Source organism: Chryseobacterium sp. SORGH_AS_0447 (assembly GCF_030818695.1).
Lineage (GTDB): Bacteria > Bacteroidota > Bacteroidia > Flavobacteriales > Weeksellaceae > Chryseobacterium.
This window is the reverse complement of sequence record NZ_JAUTAR010000001.1, coordinates 1,558,359-1,573,805: the sequence shown is the minus strand read 5'-3', so window position 1 is coordinate 1,573,805 and position 15,447 is coordinate 1,558,359. Positions and strand designations below refer to the sequence as shown.

Genomic DNA, 15,447 nt, shown 5'->3' with positions numbered 1-15,447 from the left:
TTTTAGTTTTTAGTGATTTCCATGAACCATTCTTCCAGTCCTGCACTGGTCTTAATTTCGAAAATACCGGCCTCTTTTAGCACCAGCTGTTTTACAAGAGCGATAACATCTTCCCTGGATGCAGCAGTAATTTCAATACCGGTCTCATCCAACATCTTCGGCGAATAGCTTCCGGGAATTTCGTTGATGAAAGCAGCCGCGTCATTCAGCCCGATTCTGATCCGGTTGTAACGGTAGCGTTCATTCAGGTCCTTAATGCTTCCTGCAAAACGGATTTCACCGTTGGATATAATGGCCAGGTGGGTAATCATTTTTTCAATTTCCTGAAGCAGATGACTCGAAATAAAGATGGTAACGCCCTCTTCCCTGTTCAGTCTGATAAGCAGTTCGCGTATTTCCAGCATTCCATTCGGATCAAGACCGTTTACCGGCTCATCCAGAATCAGCAGATCAGGCTTTCCTAGTAAAGTAATGGCAATGGCTAGTCTTTGCTTCATCCCCAGCGAATATCTTTTCGTTTTCATGTTCCGGCTTTCCCAAAGCCCCACGAGATACAGTACCCTTTCACATTCGGAAGGCGGGAGGTTTCTCAGCCTTGAAATAACCAGCAGATTGTCCCAGCCTGAAAGATGCTCATAGAAAGCAGCCGTATCGATAAGGCTCCCGATCCGGGTAAAGCCTTCGGGATATAGTGCAGATAATTCTTGGTCGAAAATCTGAATGGCATTGTGCTCATCAGGAATGCTGCCGATCAGCATTTTCATCGTCGTGGATTTGCCCGCTCCATTGGCTCCGAGGAACCCGAAAATACTTCCTTTCGGAACCGAAAGGCTGATGTCTTTTAATACAGGTTTGTCCCTGGAAAATTCAAAATGGAGGTTCTGAATCCGGATAATGTGTTTCATAGGTTATAATTTAATACCACAAATATATAATTAAAATAGTAATATGCAATACAAAGTAGTAAATTAATATAAAACCAAATGAAAAAACCTTCAGACAAGGCTGAAGGTTCATATTGTGATAAGGTTTAATTCTTACAATTTCGGTTTATAACCGGACTGGTTGAAAATGATGGTGGCATCCATCTTCAGGAAATCCTGAAGCTTGGTATCCGGCTTTTCTTTCAGATAGGCTTTACAGATCTGCCATCCTGTGAAAATCCCGATTTGTGGTGAAGACTCGTTATCAATCTCCGTATAAAATTTAGAAAACGGCCCCGGCGCAATGAAACGGTCTTCCAGCCTGTGGTCATCCCCGAAAATCAGGTTGTTCTCTACAAAGTAATTCCAGATATTCGCTTCATTAGCTACTGCCCACTCGTACTGCTTTTGGGTATAGTTCATTTTCAGGTATTCCGGATACGTAGGCAGAAAAGCGTCTTTAAGCACCATGATTTTACCGTTCAGGATCATCATATCGATAAATTTCTGATGGTCCGGTGATTCTTTTACAAAACCTTCGGCAAAGATCTGCGCTACCTTCGGCACGATATTATTCGGGTTCATGGATTTCTGAAAATACATTTCCAGTCCTTTATAGTTTGGGTTCCCGTCGCCCATAAAGCCGGTAATGTCTATAAAGAGAAGGTTTTCTTTTGCATTGTAAAAAATAGGATCCTGTACCATCTGCAGAGCGGACGAAAATAAAAATACTTTCGGGCTCTTAAATGAAGGAAAGTAATATTTGATATGCGAGAAAAGATCCTGAAGATCCGTTTGCAGCTTTTTCTGGTCTATTTTTGCAATGGCTTCCTTGTATATTTTAATTTCCCCTGCATCCATTCTTCTTTTGGCAAAATCGGCATCGCTTACGGTTCCCTGGAACCACGGATATTTTGCTTTAAACTGCTCTGAAGAAACACCTGGGTTATACAGCTCGTTGGAAATATCGGTAATTTCCACTTTTTCAGCGGGTGCTGTAATTTCAACATTCCATTGGTTCTGAGATTCTTTTTTACAGGAATTCAGGGCTACAACGAATCCTGCAGACAGGACAATAATTCTGAAAATCTTCATATTTTTACATGAAATTAAAGTGTACAAAAATAATGATTTAAACATAACCTGATGATGAAAAACAAAATTATTACCGCATTGCCTTTGATTTTGCTGCTGCCCTTTTTTAATGCACAGCAGCTTACTTTTAAAGATAGGAATTTTGAAAAAGCCGTTCTCGAAAATCATGACCTCAATAAAGACGGAAAAATAAGCCCTTTTGAAGCCGAAGCAGTGGAAAACTTATTTCTGATGAATAAAGGTATTACTTCTGCAGAAGATCTTTCTTATTTTAAAAATGCCAAAATGATTATTCTTGATGAGAACAATATCCCAAAGATCTCCCTGAAAAATATGGATGGTGTCCAGCTGATTTCCTGTGCAGGCAGCAAAGTTTCCATTTTCATGGCAGAAAACCTGAAAAGCCTTACGTCACTGTACCTGGACAACAATCTTATTGAAAATATTTCGCTGAAAATGACGCCTAAAATTAATCAATTAACCGTATCTTTAAATAAAATTAAGACGATTGATGTAAGCGCACTGAAATATCTTAAAAAGCTGAATCTTGAACATAACCAGATCCAGAAACTCGATATTTCCGCCAATGTAAATCTGGAAAGCCTGAATATCATGAAAAATCCCATCAGGGAAAAAGATATTAAAAAAGGGCCGGCAAATGTCACGATTTTTGGATTGGACCAACCTTAAGAATATGTACCTGGAAACAGAAAGACTGATTTTAAGAAAATTTGAAGAAACGGATGCCGAACGCCTGTTTCTACTTGACTCGAATCCGGAAGTTATGAAGTACATCGGGATTCCTCCCGTTTCAGACCTCAACGAATCGCGGCAGATTATCCGCATGATCCGGCAGCAATACTCCGATCACGGGGTTGGAAGGCTTGCAGTCATTGAAAAAGAAAGCAGACTCCTAATCGGCTGGAGCGGACTGAAATTTTTAACCTTGGAGACCAATGGTTACAAAAATGTCTATGAACTCGGCTACCGTTTCCTGCCGGAATATTGGGGAAAAGGATATGCTCTAGAATCCGTGCATGCTTCTCTTGACTTCGGTTTCCGTGATCTGAAAACGGATATGATTTACGCTTATGCCCATTGCGAAAATAAAAGTTCCCTGCATATTTTAGAAAAATCAGGCTTTGTAAAAACCGGTGAGCTCGCCGAACCGGACGGAATTTGTTTCTGGTACGAACTTAGCCGTGAAAATTATCGTTAACCATCATCAAAATCTTTAATTTTGAATTTCATAAATAATAACAGACTAAAAATATAAACAATGCAGACCCAAAAAATAATAGATCATATTGTAAGCTGGCTGAAAGATTATGCTGTGAAGGCAAATGTAAACGGATACGTTATCGGAGTTTCCGGAGGTGTGGATTCCGGAGTGGTTTCTACTTTATGTGCCATGACAGGCCTTGAAGTGTTGCTGCTGGAAATGCCGATCCGCCAGAAAGAAGACCAGGTGAACCGTGCTCAGGAGCATATGGAATACCTGAAGAAAAAATTCCCGAACGTACAGTCCAAAACCATCAACCTGACTCCTGTTTTCGAAAGTTTTGAGCAGGTGGTCCACGATCATGTGGAAGGAAGATGGAGCAATAATCTTGCGCTGGCCAATACAAGATCCCGTTTCAGAATGCTGAACCTGTACTATTTCGGGCAGCTTCACGGGCTTCTGGTTTGCGGAACCGGAAATAAAGTGGAAGATTTCGGCATCGGATTCTATACAAAATACGGAGACGGCGGTGTAGATGTTTCTCCTATTGCCGATCTTTACAAAACCGAAGTTTACGAACTTGCAAGAGGACTGGATTTAATTGAGAGCATTCAGAATGCCATTCCTACGGACGGGCTTTGGGATGCGGAAAGAACGGATGAAGACCAGATCGGTGCCACCTATCCGGAACTCGAAAAAATCCAGAAAGAATACGGGACAAAAGCCGTGGAAGATTATGAAGGCCGCGATAAGGAAGTTTTCATGATTTTCGACCGAATGCATAAAGCCGCAAAACATAAAATGGTTCCGATTCCGATTTGTGATGTGCCGGAAGAGTGGAGAGCTTAATTAATATAACAATATAATAATAGAGCAATGTAACAATGTAATAAGTGATGTAGCGATTTACTGAAAATAGATATAGGTAAATTGCTACCTTGTTACATTGCTACATTAATCAAAAGGTATGAACGGTAAAATGAGATCTCTTTTTTTTATTTGCCTCGGACTTCTCTTCGGAATGTCGGTGATGTATATTTACAATAATTTTATAGCAGATCATAAAGAAACAGCTATTGCTGCGGATAACCGTCCGAGGTACCACGCTCCCGGAGAAACTGCCGACGGAAGCTCGATTTCCGGATATAAACAAAATCAAAGCATCGATGAACTGACGGAAGAAAAAACGGTGATTCATTTTATCAAACAAAATCATAAGCTTCCGGATTATTATATTACAAAAAGCCAGGCCCGAAACCTTGGCTGGAATCCTTCCAAAGGAAACCTGTGTGAAGCCGCTCCGGGAAAAGCAATCGGCGGGGATGCATTCGGGAACAGGGAAAGAAGGCTGCCGGACGGTAAAAAATATTTTGAAGCCGACGTAAATTACCATTGCGGAAGCAGAAAATCAGACCGGATTGTCTTTACCCAAGATGGTGATGTTTATCTTACCAAAAACCATTATAAAAGTTTTGAGCAGCAGTAGTTTTGGGATAATGCTGTTCTGTTTTGCTTTTATTTTTTCCTGCTCAAAAAAACAACAGGAGATCATGAAGGATCAACATGCAGTTACCATTCTTATCCAGCCTTTCAAAGATCTTAAATCTGAAAATGCAATAGGTTTAGCCAACGAAATCAAAAAGGTGTATCCACATGTCAGCATCCTGGAGCCAATTGATTTTCCAAAGAATACTTATTATGAACCCAGAAAACGCTACAGGGCAGATTCTGTAATTTCATATTTAAGCAGGAATACCAAAGATGGTTTTGTGACGATAGGTTTAACCTCAAAGGATATCAGCTTTACCAAAGGTAAAATAAAAGATTTTGGAATTATGGGTTTGGGATTAAGACCTGGCAATGCATGCATTGCTTCAAGTTTCAGATTAAATAAAAACAATTCGGACGAACAGTTTTTTAAAATAGCTATTCATGAGCTAGGTCATACGCAGGGCTTAAAACACTGCCCGGTAAAGACCTGCTTTATGAGAGATGCAGAAGGTAAAAACCCAACCAATGAAGAAACTGATTTTTGTAAAAAATGCAAACAATTTTTAATTAATAAAAACTGGAAATTCAATTCAATATGAGTACAATATATATAGACTTTACAGACATAGGGGATTATGAAGACTTCTATGCACAACTCAAGGAAAAGCTTCCGCTTCCGGAGTATTTCGGGGACAATCTGGATGCCCTTTCGGATGTAATTACAGGTGGGCTGGAAATGCCTCTCCACCTCGAATTTGTAAACATGACGGTAGATCAGCTGGAAATCTTTGAGGACCTTCTCACCACGCTGGAAGATGCTGAAGACGAAATGGAAGATTTTACCTTTACTTATTTTCTCGAACAGTATGAGGATGATGAAGATGATGCTGAAGAAGAGTAACAATGATATTAAAACCCGCAACACTAGACTGCACCCAAAAGTTTGGACAAAATTAAACAATATTATTAAAGAAAAGAGTTCGGTACTGTACCGGGCTCTTTCCATTTAGATTTAACCGTATTCTGTCATTATTGTAATAAGTGATGTATTGTTTTATCTCTTTTTTCAGCTCATCAATTGTTTTAAACTTTTTGGTATAAAACATCTCAGATTTCAGTGTTCCGAAAAAGTTTTCAATCACGGCATTGTCCAGACAGTTTCCTTTTCTGGACATACTCTGGATGATTCCTTTTTCTTTCAAGATATTTTGATATGCCTTCATCTGGTATTGCCAACCTTGATCTGAATGTAAGATGATATTTTCTGTATTTTTAATTTTCTTTAAGCTCTTTTTCAGCATATCTGTAATCTGCGCGAAGACAGGTCTTTCTGAGAGATTATAGCTGATGATTTCACCGTTGAATAAATCGATGATCGGAGACAGATAAAGCTTGTTTCCCGAGACATTAAACTCAGTTACATCAGTTGCCCATTTTTTGTTCGGCTGCTCTGCTTTAAAGTTTCTTTTTAAAATATTGGGTGCTATTTTCCCTTGTTCACCCCGGTAAGATTTGTATCTTTTGACCCGTATAATACTTTTCAGTCCTAACGTTTTCATTAATCTCAAAACTGTTTTATGATTGATGATGACACCTTTTTCTTTCATTGTTAAAGTAATACGTCGGTATCCGAACCTTCCTTTGTGCCTGTGATAAATTTGTTTTATCATTGCTTTTACATCAGAATATTTGTCGCTCTGAGCTCTGTTCTGATGATAATAAAAACTGCTTCTGCCCATCCCTGCACAATCCAGCAACACAGAGAGATTGTATTGATGCCTTAACTCTTCGATGGCTTCTGCTTGTTGTTTTTGAGAGCTAAGGCGTCTAACTTTTTTAGAAAATCGATTTCGGCCCGAAGTCTTTCATTTTCCAATAACAGTTCTTCTTCTCTAGTCAGTGGTTTGCCGGACTTTTTCTTTTTTTGTTTGTAATTGCTCATTATTGATGCTCTTCCTATGGGTTTATTCTTTAACCCTAAAATACCATATTTTTCGTAAGCAACACGCCAGGTACTAATACTGGATTCTGCAGCGATATTGAATCTGGCAGCAGCTTGCTTTAGAGAAAGGTTTTGCGACTCCATCGTTTCCAAAACCCTGAGCTTAAATTTTACATCATAACAGCGGTTGCTCCTGCGTTGTAAACCCTGAATTCCGTATAAATCATAAAACCTTTTCCATTTGCGAATAATAGACTCATCCAAACCTATTTCCCGAGCTAAAGAGCGGACCGAAAGATTTTGTTTCCCAATTCTTTCTATGCAACTCAACTTAAATGATAAACTATATTTTGATATTCCCATAAATAAAAAATGCCCCTAAAAAGTGTCTAACTTTTTGGGGGCAGTCCACACATTTGCGGGTTTCTTATTTATTGAAATTGCTTTCTTAAAGTGACGGCTTTTATACATTCCTATAAAAAAGGATCAGAATATAATAGTAACAAAATCAAACATAGACCTCCTTCCAAATTTTTATTTTTTCTTCGCAAAACCCTTTATTTAACTTAAAATTCCGGCAAGCCGGACAAAAACATTAAAATGTAACCGCATAAGACATTTTTGGGGCATCTATGTGGTACCTTTATGTTTTCCGGCGATAGGTTATTTTATTAATTTTAACTTCTATAATCAACTATAAAAAAAATCTATGATCATCTCGGAAAACCTATTGTTTTCTCATGGAGCTGAACTGCAAAATTATCATTCCGGTGACTTTATCATCGAAGAAGACAGCACCCCCAAATATTATTTTCAAATAAAATCCGGCACTGTCAAATTGAGCAGCTTTTTGGAAGACGGTAAAGAATTTATTCACGGGATCCCGTTTGATGGTTATTGTTTTGCCGAAACGTATCTTTTTACGGATAAGAAATATGCAGTAAATGCCATTGCCATTACCGAATGTGAAATCATACGGCTGGAAAAGAACCGGTTTACCGATCTGTTGCTGGCGCAACCACAGCTTATTCTCAATTTGTATTCTTTCACGGCAGACCGGATGCATTACCGGTTTGTAACATCAGCCCCCTTCTTTTTTAAAGACCCGGTGACGAAATTACATATCCTGATGCGGTACATCAAAGCCCATTTCGGTTTTGAGGATAAATTCTCTTTTGCGATCCCCTATACCCGCCAGCAGCTTGCTTCCCTTACCGGAATGCGTATAGAAACGGTAATCCGCGCTATCAAAAAGATGGAAAAACAGGAGGTCCTGAAAATCGACAACAGCAAGATTTATATCTGATTTCAGCATGAAGAAAAACCTGATAAACAGGCTGGAAGAGAAATGCAGAAGTTTTGCCGTACACATTATTGCTAAATTCACATTAAAACTTTTTAAACAGGATTTACATTAAACCTAAATTTGCCATAAAAAAAATCCTTAACCGTTCAGACGGTTAAGGATTTAATTTTTATGTAAGAAGTATTTTATTTTCCAATCGCTTCACTGATCGGGTTTCCTACATTTCCGCTTGGGAACTGTATCTTCAGCAGGGAAGAAACGGTAGGCGCAATATCGGTCATGAAGTAAGGCTTGCTGCTTTCTCCGTGCTGGATCCCCCACCCCATAAAAATCAGCGGGATGTGCGAATCGTAGGAGTTCCATACACTGTGGGTCGTTCCGGTTTTAGAGTAAGGAGGAAGCATGGAATCGTGGGAAATCAGCTGGATATCTCCGCTTCTCTGCCTGTTGATCCCATTGATCACCCTTTGCTTGATCGGTTCAGGAATCGTTGCTTCGGAAACTTTCGTTACCGCTACGGCATACAGGTCGGAAGGATCATTTTCAATTTCCTTCACCGTGAAATCCACTACGTCTTCAAGCTTGATATTGTTGTCTTTTAACAATTTTCTGTCAAAATAAATCTGGTAATTATCTACAGCATTGATCAGCTTATCCACACCGAATTTTTCTTTCAGTTTCTGGTTGACATTTTTATCCATTCCGTCTCCAAAGAAACCGGTGGTAATTTTGTGTTCCTGTAAAAATCCTACAGAGTGGGCTCCGCCATGGTCTGCAGAAAGGAAAACTGTATACTGCCCTTTCCCCACTTTGGAATCCAGGTAATTGAAAAACTGAGCTAAATCCTGATCCAGTCTTAGATAAACATCCTCCACTTCGATGGAATTCGGCCCGAACTTGTGCCCGGCATAGTCTGTAGAAGCCAGATTGATCGCCAGCATATCCACTACATCGTCTCCGCCCAGCTTTTCCCCTTCGATCGCTGCTTCTGCCAGTTTCAGGGTTAGGGTATTTCCGAAAGGTGTATAGCGGATGTTGTCTTTTTTAGCCTGATAATCAGCTGCCAGATTGCTGTACGGGAAAGTCGGTGTTTTTGCGCTTCCCAGAAGCCCTTCCCATGACGAATTGTCCGGTGCGCTTTCGGTATACTGACTGATCGGAAGTAAGGTATTCCAGCCGTTTGCTACCAATTTTTCCGGCAGATTCTGTGCATTGAACGTCTTGATCCATTGCGGAAGATCATTCATGTACCAGGTGCTCGTAATGAAATTCCCTGAAGAATCGTCGAACCAAAAAGCACCGTTCGGCGTATGGCCTGCCGGCAATATCGAAGCCCTGTCTTTCAGAGAAACCCCGATCACTTTACCCTGGAAATTAGTCGCCAGCCTCAGCTCATCGGTTACGGTTGTCGACCACAGGTTTTTCGGAGAATGGCTTCCCACATTCATGTTAGTGGTTCCTACGGGGTGTACACTTTCGTCGGTCGTACAATAAACGTTTTTCCCGGTTTCCTTATCCGTCCAGTCGTTCCCGGCAATCCCGTGAATGGCAGGCACCGAACCCGTATAGATGCAGGTATGCCCCAAAGCGGTAACGGTAGGAACATAAGGAATATGAACGTTATTTAAAGAATAGCCGGTATTTAAAAGCCTTTTGAATCCGTTATTTCCATATTTGTTGTAAAAACGGTACAAATAGTCCCATCTCATCTGGTCCACTACCAAACCTACGACCAGTTTGGGTCTTTCCAGCTGAGGGTTTTTGTTCTTCTGTGCATTGATTGTGATTACAGACAGGCCCAAGGCCGCCGCAACCGAAATTTTCCTAAACATCCACTAAATTTTTATTGGAAACAAATGTAAGGGTTTTGAAAGTTTTGGTATATGAAGTTTTGATTAAATTTGATTTCTTTTTTATGATAACTAATGAAAAATATTTTATTCTTAATTCTGTTTGTTTCTTTAAAACTGTCTGCTCAGGATAATTTATCTCTGATACCTAATTGTGATGATTTTAGCTTTACTATAGAATCAAATACAAGAAATACTCTTAGCTTCATTAGTCAGAATGATTATAATCGAAAATTGAAAGACAGCATTAAGAAGCCGAAAAAAATCGCATTGAAAGAAGATAAAATACTTTATAAGGAGTTTCAGAAAAAATTTCCGGATAAAATTTCGACCCATTGTATTCGTGGCGAACAATACGGAAGTGGCAGAACAGAAAAAATATCTTATTGCAGTGACCGGCAAAAAATATTGTTGACCGGCAAAGAGCAAAACTTTTATATCTTCAAACTGGATGCTTTTGAAATTGACAGTTATATTTTATTCAATACAGAAAATGAGATAATTTATTATACAGAAAACTATCCATTGATTTACGACAATGGCAAAATTATTTTTGATATTGGTTATTTTTACGATGGCCTGAAGATTATCAGTTATTACAAATTCTATGATAAAAAGACTGAATATTTTGAGTTAAAACTTCCGGCACAATATATTATTAAAAATTATAATATAATCCGTAATCCTAGAATTCATCTTATTGCTGAGCTCGGAAAATTAAGCAATTCAAAAAAATCTTCTGAAGAAAATAATTTTTGCGGAAAATTTCTTATGATTGATCAATTCAATCTGTACTCTGGTTTTGGAGTTGCTAAATATCAACAATATGATAGAATTGAATGCTATTGAAGTGTATGTAACCCAAGAATTTTTATATAGATTTTATTGATTTCAGCTGTCTGCCCAATAAATTTTTATTTAAATTTGAATTAACACATTTATCGATATGTACCAATCTCAAACTTCCGTATTCATGAATATTGTGCGGCCTTTTCTTCTTTTTATTTCTATTTTGCTTTTCGGATGGCTGTTGATGAGCAATCTTAATCTCATCAATGTCGCTAAAACACTGAACGAAGCCGAGATCGGATCTGAAGTGGAAAAAGTAAATGCCTTTACCAATATGGATCGGCTGAAGGAATTTACCATTGAGAAGATCAACTACCTGGAATTGATCCGGGAAAGATTATCGGAAAATGCGATGGTAAGAATTGTGGTTATCTCCGTCCTGGTTGTTATACAAATCATGCTGTATATGACGAAAGGGAATTTCTCGGGCTCAAAATCATAAACTGCTGAACATGGAAATCAGAAGATTAGAAAGACTTACCGGCAATCCCACGCACTTTTGGGGAATGACGGGCTACCACACCGATAAAATTTTTGTTGTTTCCGCCATTGAAGTCGGAACTTCTTTCGAATTCAGCTTACGGGAAAAAAATCAGCCATATACCAAAAACTGGGAAATAAGTTCAAAGGATATAGAAGAACTGAATACCGTTATTGACCAGGGACATTCTTTCGGAGCCTTTTACGAAGAGGAGCTGGTCGGCTGGGCGATCTGCGAGTACAGGGAGTGGAACAACAGCCTGTTCATTCAGCATTTATTGATAAGCGAAGCGTTCAGAGGACAGAATGCCGGAAGGATGCTTATTAAAAGTATCAATCGCCGAGCCCGAGAACTGCAATGCCGGATCGTGGAAACGGAAACCCAGAATACGAATTATCCCGCTATCCGTTTTTACCGCAAAGCAGGGTTTGCCATTACGGGGATCAATACGAAGCGATATACGGATTCCACCGAAACCGCTTTGTTTATGAGCTTTGAAGTCCTTTAAAATCTGCTGAGTCTTAATAAAATTTGAGTTATCCACAGGATTTTAAAAGTTATCCACAAATTCTCCACTTTTATCCACAATCTGGTTTCCCCAATTGGTAATGGCTTCCAGTACCGGAATAAAGGTCTTTCCGAAATCCGTAAGTGAATACTCTACTTTGATCGGGGGCTTTTCGCCAAAAACCTTTCTTAAAATCAGCCCGTCTTTCTCAAGCTGCTTCAATTGCAGGCTCAACGTCATCTCTGTCACCGAAAACAATTCTTTCCGCAGCTCACTGTACCGTTTTTCACCGTCTTTCAGGTGGTACAGAATAACTGTCTTCCACTTCCCTCCTACCAGGTCCATCGCCAGGCTTACCGAGCATGGATACATTTTTCCATTCATTTTTACGTAATGGGCTGTGCATTCCTTTTTCATTTTTTTTGACCTATCAAATAAGATAGGTATTGCAAATGTAACCGACTCAAAATAATTTTGCAACTATAAATTGTATAGTAAAAAAAATAAAGAAAATGGCATTACTTATCCTTGGACATCCCGATATTGAAAAATCACTGGCCAATAAGACCATCATCGAAGAACTGGAAAACAGCGGTTTGGACCTTGAAATCAGAAATCTGTCAAAACTTTATCCGGACTACAACATCACTGCAGAAGCAGAACAGGAAGCATTATTAAAGCATCAGAACATTGTTTTTCAGTATCCGCTGTACTGGTACAATATGCCTGCCATCCTGAAACACTGGTTCGACGTGGTTTTTACCTACCAGTTTGCTTACGGTTCGAAAGGCGATAAGCTTAAAGGCAAAAACTTCATTCCCAGTTTTACGGTCGGTGCTCCGGAAAGTGAGTACTATACATTGGGCGAACATCATTTCAGGATATATGAATTCTGTAAAAATCTTGAACAGACGGCTTATTACACACAGATGAATTATGTAGAGCCTTTTTATTTTCACGGGACTTCCGTGAATGCCGGCTATACGGAGGAAGATGTAAAAGTAAAAGCAAGAACTCAGGGAAAAAAGCTGGCGGAGATGTTGAGCCGATTATAATTTTCTGAACTCAATATTGCAATGTGATTATGAAAAAAAATAATTTTAAATCACTATAAAGTGTATTAATAAATAATTTTGTATATTCGTTATCACCAAATTAAAACAATAGTATTATGAAAAATCTAAAAAAATTAGTACGTAAGGAATTAGCTTTGATCAGTGGCGGCGACGGTCGATGCCTTGAACCGAAGAGAATATGCGAGCCTTGGGAAGAAGGCTGCGGATGTGTTTACATTTAATAAACTTTATAATATTCTTTCATGAGGGCGGTTCTTACCGCTCTTTTTTGTGGGACTATGTTGAGAATAATTCTGATTATGGTTTTCCGTAAAGTTATAACAGGAAGATTGTTTAGTTTTGAAACATAAAAATAATAACCATGAAAACAAAAATGATTTCTTTTGCATTACCATTCCTTCTTATTCTCTTTAGCTGTAATAATAAGGACACTGCAGCAGAAGTTAAACAAATTGACAGTGCTAATCTTTCATCACAAGAAATTGATAGTCCAAATATTGCAATTAAATCTTCCCCATTAGAACATGGACCTGTAATAGATCCTGAGACTCGTAACAAAACTGATATTGAGGAGCTTAAAATTGAGGCTTATCGTCTGAACGGAGGAAATTCAATAAAAAATGTTGAATTAGAAAATGGTAAAGCCACAATTACCTATATCAAAAATTATAAAGAGTATAAGACACTAAATCCTCAATCCGGATTAACAGAAAATGATCTAGAATCTTATTGGTCAACAGGTGATTCTATCAAAAAGATGCTCGTTGGAAGTCCAGCAAGAATTATGAAAAATCTTAATTTCATTAATGAGGTAAAGATTATTTTACCATTTAGGAATAAAACCTACCAAATTGATGTCAAAAAATCTCAGCTGGAAAAATTTACTCATAAAAGTATAAGTGAAATTAAAGATGACTGGTCAAATAGTTTTGCTGATCCCTATATTTACAATAAAGAAGGACGGGAGAAATTTTTTAAAAAGTTCGGAAATTCAAATTAAACAATATAAAAACCGCGCCCAAGAGCGCGGTTTCAATATTTAAAGCGTTGTCAGTCAATTAAAACTTCAAATCTCCGTTTACTTCTCTTACTGCATTTGCAGCTTCAGCAAATTTCAATTGCTCATCTGCCGTAAGGGTAACGTTTACGATTTTTTCAACTCCGTTTTTCCCGATGATCGCAGGAACCCCTAAACAGATATCGTTCTGCCCGTATTCCCCTTCCAGCATCAAAGAACAAGGGATCATTTTTTTCTGATCGCAAGCGATTGCCTGAACCATTACCGAAACAGCTGCTCCCGGTGCATACCATGCAGAAGTTCCTAATAATTTGGTAAGGGTTGCCCCTCCTACTTTTGTTTCTTCGATAACGTATTTCTGTTGCTCAGCATCCAGGAATTCTGTTACAGGAACTCCGTTTCTTGTTGCTTTGCTCAATAGAGGAAGCATCCCGGTGTCGCTGTGTGCTGCGATTACCATTCCGTCTACATCGGAGATCGGAGCTTCCAAAGCCTCCGCCAATCTGTATTTGAATCTTGCGGAATCCAGCGCACCACCCATCCCGATAATTTTGTGCTTCGGAAGACCTGAGGTCTTGTGTACCAGGTAAGCCATGGTGTCCATTGGGTTGGAAACCACGATGATGATCACTTCCGGAGAATTTTTTACCAGGTTTTCAGTAACTTCTTTCACGATTCCGGCGTTGATACCGATCAGTTCCTCTCTTGTCATTCCCGGTTTTCTCGGAATTCCTGAAGTAATAACCGCTACGTGAGAACCTGCAGTCTTGCTGTAATCTCCTGTTGTTCCGGTAATTTTTGTATCGAATCCGTTAAGAGATGCCGTCTGCATCAAATCCATAGCTTTACCTTCCGCAAATCCTTCTTTGATGTCTACCAAAACCACTTCCGAGCAGAAGTTCTTCATTGCGATGTATTCTGCACAGCTCGCTCCTACAGCGCCGGCACCTACGACAGTTACTTTCATAATTTACTTTTTATTATTTTTTTTAATTTGTTTTCTTTTGATTCAGCTCTAAACTGAGAACGCCCAAATTTAACAATTCCTGAAAAATTGGGCAATCTTTCAGGAATTTAATTATCTTTAAAAGCGATATTTATGAGGTTTGAAAAGAAATTAATTAACGTTTAACAAAAACGTGTATAATTTTTTGGCTCCGGACAAAACCTCATCGTAGTTCTGTTCTTTCACTTCCGTATCGAGGACTTCCTTGAAGTTTTTCCACATCGGCCCCGTATTTTCCTGATAGCATCCGAAGAAATTAAACGTCACCTCATCAAAACCCTCTGTTTTGGAAAGCTGTTTGGCAATCACATTTCCGCCGAGAGTAGAGCCTTCAATCACATATAAAGCACCCAATGCTTCGTTTTCGCTGGTAAATTCAAGATTGTGGACAGCCGTTCTGTTCTCAAGGGCGAGGCTGGCAAGGTCTTTTTCAATAAGAGGAAGCTTTTTCCTGTTTTCGAGATTCAGTTTCTCGGCTAACTGGTCCGAAAGGCTGCTGAAAATCTGATCTTCCGAATGAAGCAGCATCAGGTAATTGGTCCCGATGATCTTTTTGTAATCTTCAAGCGTGAATGTTTTGTTGAATATTTTTTTTGAATTAAAAAGTTTTTCGGCAGCGTCGTGATATTCTGCCGTATGTTGCTTAAGATATTCAGATACCATAATAAAAATTCTGAAAA

The 15,447-nt window shown here is 38.9% G+C and carries 20 protein-coding genes; 12 read left to right on the top strand and 8 right to left on the bottom strand.

What is annotated here, in order from left to right; genetic code table 11:
• Positions 1-2: 2 nt before the first annotated feature.
• Both QE422_RS07425 and QE422_RS07420 read right to left on the bottom strand, forming a co-directional pair.
• Positions 3-905: an ABC transporter ATP-binding protein gene (locus tag QE422_RS07425; protein WP_307456365.1), complete on the bottom strand. Its 903-nt coding sequence runs from the start codon at positions 903-905 to the stop codon at positions 3-5.
• A 132-nt stretch (positions 906-1,037) separates the two neighbouring features.
• A complete protein-coding gene (locus QE422_RS07420) occupies positions 1,038-2,018 on the bottom strand; it encodes a gliding motility protein GldB (RefSeq protein WP_307456363.1) in 981 nt (326 codons plus the stop codon).
• Positions 2,019-2,069: 51 nt separating this feature from the next.
• Here QE422_RS07420 and QE422_RS07415 point away from each other — a divergent pair, with 51 nt between their 5' ends.
• The 6 genes from QE422_RS07415 (at position 2,070) to QE422_RS07390 (ending at position 5,632) form a co-directional block, all read left to right on the top strand.
• Complete coding sequence (locus QE422_RS07415) at positions 2,070-2,708, top strand: leucine-rich repeat domain-containing protein (RefSeq protein ID WP_307456361.1); 639 nt, start codon at positions 2,070-2,072, stop codon at positions 2,706-2,708.
• Positions 2,677-3,237 (top strand): GNAT family N-acetyltransferase, encoded by a 561-nt coding sequence (locus QE422_RS07410; protein WP_307456359.1) that lies wholly within the window; start codon positions 2,677-2,679, stop codon positions 3,235-3,237. Before QE422_RS07415 ends, QE422_RS07410 begins: the two co-directional genes overlap by 32 nt.
• 60 nt (positions 3,238-3,297) lie before the next feature.
• Positions 3,298-4,089 (top strand): NAD(+) synthase, encoded by a 792-nt coding sequence (gene nadE / locus QE422_RS07405; RefSeq protein ID WP_307456358.1) that lies wholly within the window; start codon positions 3,298-3,300, stop codon positions 4,087-4,089.
• A 130-nt stretch (positions 4,090-4,219) separates the two neighbouring features.
• Positions 4,220-4,726, top strand: a complete 507-nt coding sequence (locus QE422_RS07400) for a ribonuclease domain-containing protein (protein ID WP_307456356.1) — start codon at positions 4,220-4,222, stop codon at positions 4,724-4,726.
• A 64-nt stretch (positions 4,727-4,790) separates the two neighbouring features.
• Complete coding sequence (locus QE422_RS07395; protein ID WP_307456355.1) at positions 4,791-5,330, top strand: Zn-dependent protease; 540 nt, start codon at positions 4,791-4,793, stop codon at positions 5,328-5,330.
• A complete protein-coding gene (locus QE422_RS07390; RefSeq protein WP_307456353.1) occupies positions 5,327-5,632 on the top strand; it encodes a barstar family protein in 306 nt (101 codons plus the stop codon). Before QE422_RS07395 ends, QE422_RS07390 begins: the two co-directional genes overlap by 4 nt.
• A gap of 52 nt (positions 5,633-5,684) precedes the next feature.
• On the opposite strand, the gene QE422_RS07385 is transcribed toward QE422_RS07390, so the two are convergent.
• Together QE422_RS07385 and QE422_RS07380 are read right to left on the bottom strand one after the other, a co-directional pair.
• Positions 5,685-6,524 carry an IS3 family transposase gene (locus QE422_RS07385; RefSeq protein WP_307462308.1) on the bottom strand — a complete coding sequence of 280 codons (840 nt, stop codon included), beginning with the start codon at positions 6,522-6,524 and terminating at the stop codon, positions 5,685-5,687.
• On the bottom strand, positions 6,512-7,036 hold the full coding sequence (locus tag QE422_RS07380) for a transposase (protein ID WP_307456351.1): 525 nt from the start codon (positions 7,034-7,036) through the stop codon (positions 6,512-6,514). The genes QE422_RS07385 and QE422_RS07380 overlap by 13 nt, the downstream gene beginning before the upstream one ends.
• A gap of 346 nt (positions 7,037-7,382) precedes the next feature.
• Between QE422_RS07380 and QE422_RS07375 the strand changes: the two genes are divergently transcribed.
• Entirely contained in the window at positions 7,383-7,979 is a 597-nt protein-coding gene (locus QE422_RS07375) for a Crp/Fnr family transcriptional regulator (protein WP_307456349.1), read from the top strand.
• A gap of 185 nt (positions 7,980-8,164) precedes the next feature.
• Here QE422_RS07375 and pafA read toward each other — a convergent pair whose 3' ends face one another.
• Positions 8,165-9,811: an alkaline phosphatase PafA gene (pafA, locus tag QE422_RS07370; RefSeq protein ID WP_307456347.1), complete on the bottom strand. Its 1,647-nt coding sequence runs from the start codon at positions 9,809-9,811 to the stop codon at positions 8,165-8,167.
• Positions 9,812-9,904: 93 nt separating this feature from the next.
• Between pafA and QE422_RS07365 the strand changes: the two genes are divergently transcribed.
• From QE422_RS07365 to QE422_RS07355, 3 genes are all read left to right on the top strand, one after another.
• A complete protein-coding gene (locus QE422_RS07365) occupies positions 9,905-10,678 on the top strand; it encodes a hypothetical protein (protein ID WP_307456345.1) in 774 nt (257 codons plus the stop codon).
• A gap of 97 nt (positions 10,679-10,775) precedes the next feature.
• Positions 10,776-11,120, top strand: coding sequence for a hypothetical protein (locus QE422_RS07360; RefSeq protein WP_307456343.1), 345 nt, complete (start codon positions 10,776-10,778; stop codon positions 11,118-11,120).
• Between the two features lie 10 nt (positions 11,121-11,130).
• Positions 11,131-11,667: a GNAT family N-acetyltransferase gene (locus QE422_RS07355; protein ID WP_307456342.1), complete on the top strand. Its 537-nt coding sequence runs from the start codon at positions 11,131-11,133 to the stop codon at positions 11,665-11,667.
• 42 nt (positions 11,668-11,709) lie between these two features.
• On the opposite strand, the gene QE422_RS07350 is transcribed toward QE422_RS07355, so the two are convergent.
• The gene (locus QE422_RS07350; protein ID WP_307456341.1) at positions 11,710-12,084 is read right to left on the bottom strand and encodes a helix-turn-helix domain-containing protein; all 375 of its coding nucleotides are present in this window, start codon (positions 12,082-12,084) and stop codon (positions 11,710-11,712) included.
• Positions 12,085-12,179: 95 nt separating this feature from the next.
• On the opposite strand from QE422_RS07350, the gene QE422_RS07345 reads away from it, so the two are divergent.
• Entirely contained in the window at positions 12,180-12,722 is a 543-nt protein-coding gene (locus tag QE422_RS07345; RefSeq protein ID WP_307456339.1) for an NAD(P)H-dependent oxidoreductase, read from the top strand.
• A gap of 382 nt (positions 12,723-13,104) precedes the next feature.
• Positions 13,105-13,743 (top strand): hypothetical protein, encoded by a 639-nt coding sequence (locus QE422_RS07340; RefSeq protein WP_307456337.1) that lies wholly within the window; start codon positions 13,105-13,107, stop codon positions 13,741-13,743.
• 58 nt (positions 13,744-13,801) lie between these two features.
• Here QE422_RS07340 and QE422_RS07335 read toward each other — a convergent pair whose 3' ends face one another.
• Both QE422_RS07335 and QE422_RS07330 read right to left on the bottom strand, forming a co-directional pair.
• Positions 13,802-14,728 carry a malate dehydrogenase gene (locus QE422_RS07335; protein ID WP_307456335.1) on the bottom strand — a complete coding sequence of 309 codons (927 nt, stop codon included), beginning with the start codon at positions 14,726-14,728 and terminating at the stop codon, positions 13,802-13,804.
• Positions 14,729-14,878: 150 nt separating this feature from the next.
• Entirely contained in the window at positions 14,879-15,430 is a 552-nt protein-coding gene (locus tag QE422_RS07330; protein ID WP_307456334.1) for a biliverdin-producing heme oxygenase, read from the bottom strand.
• Positions 15,431-15,447: the final 17 nt, after the last annotated feature.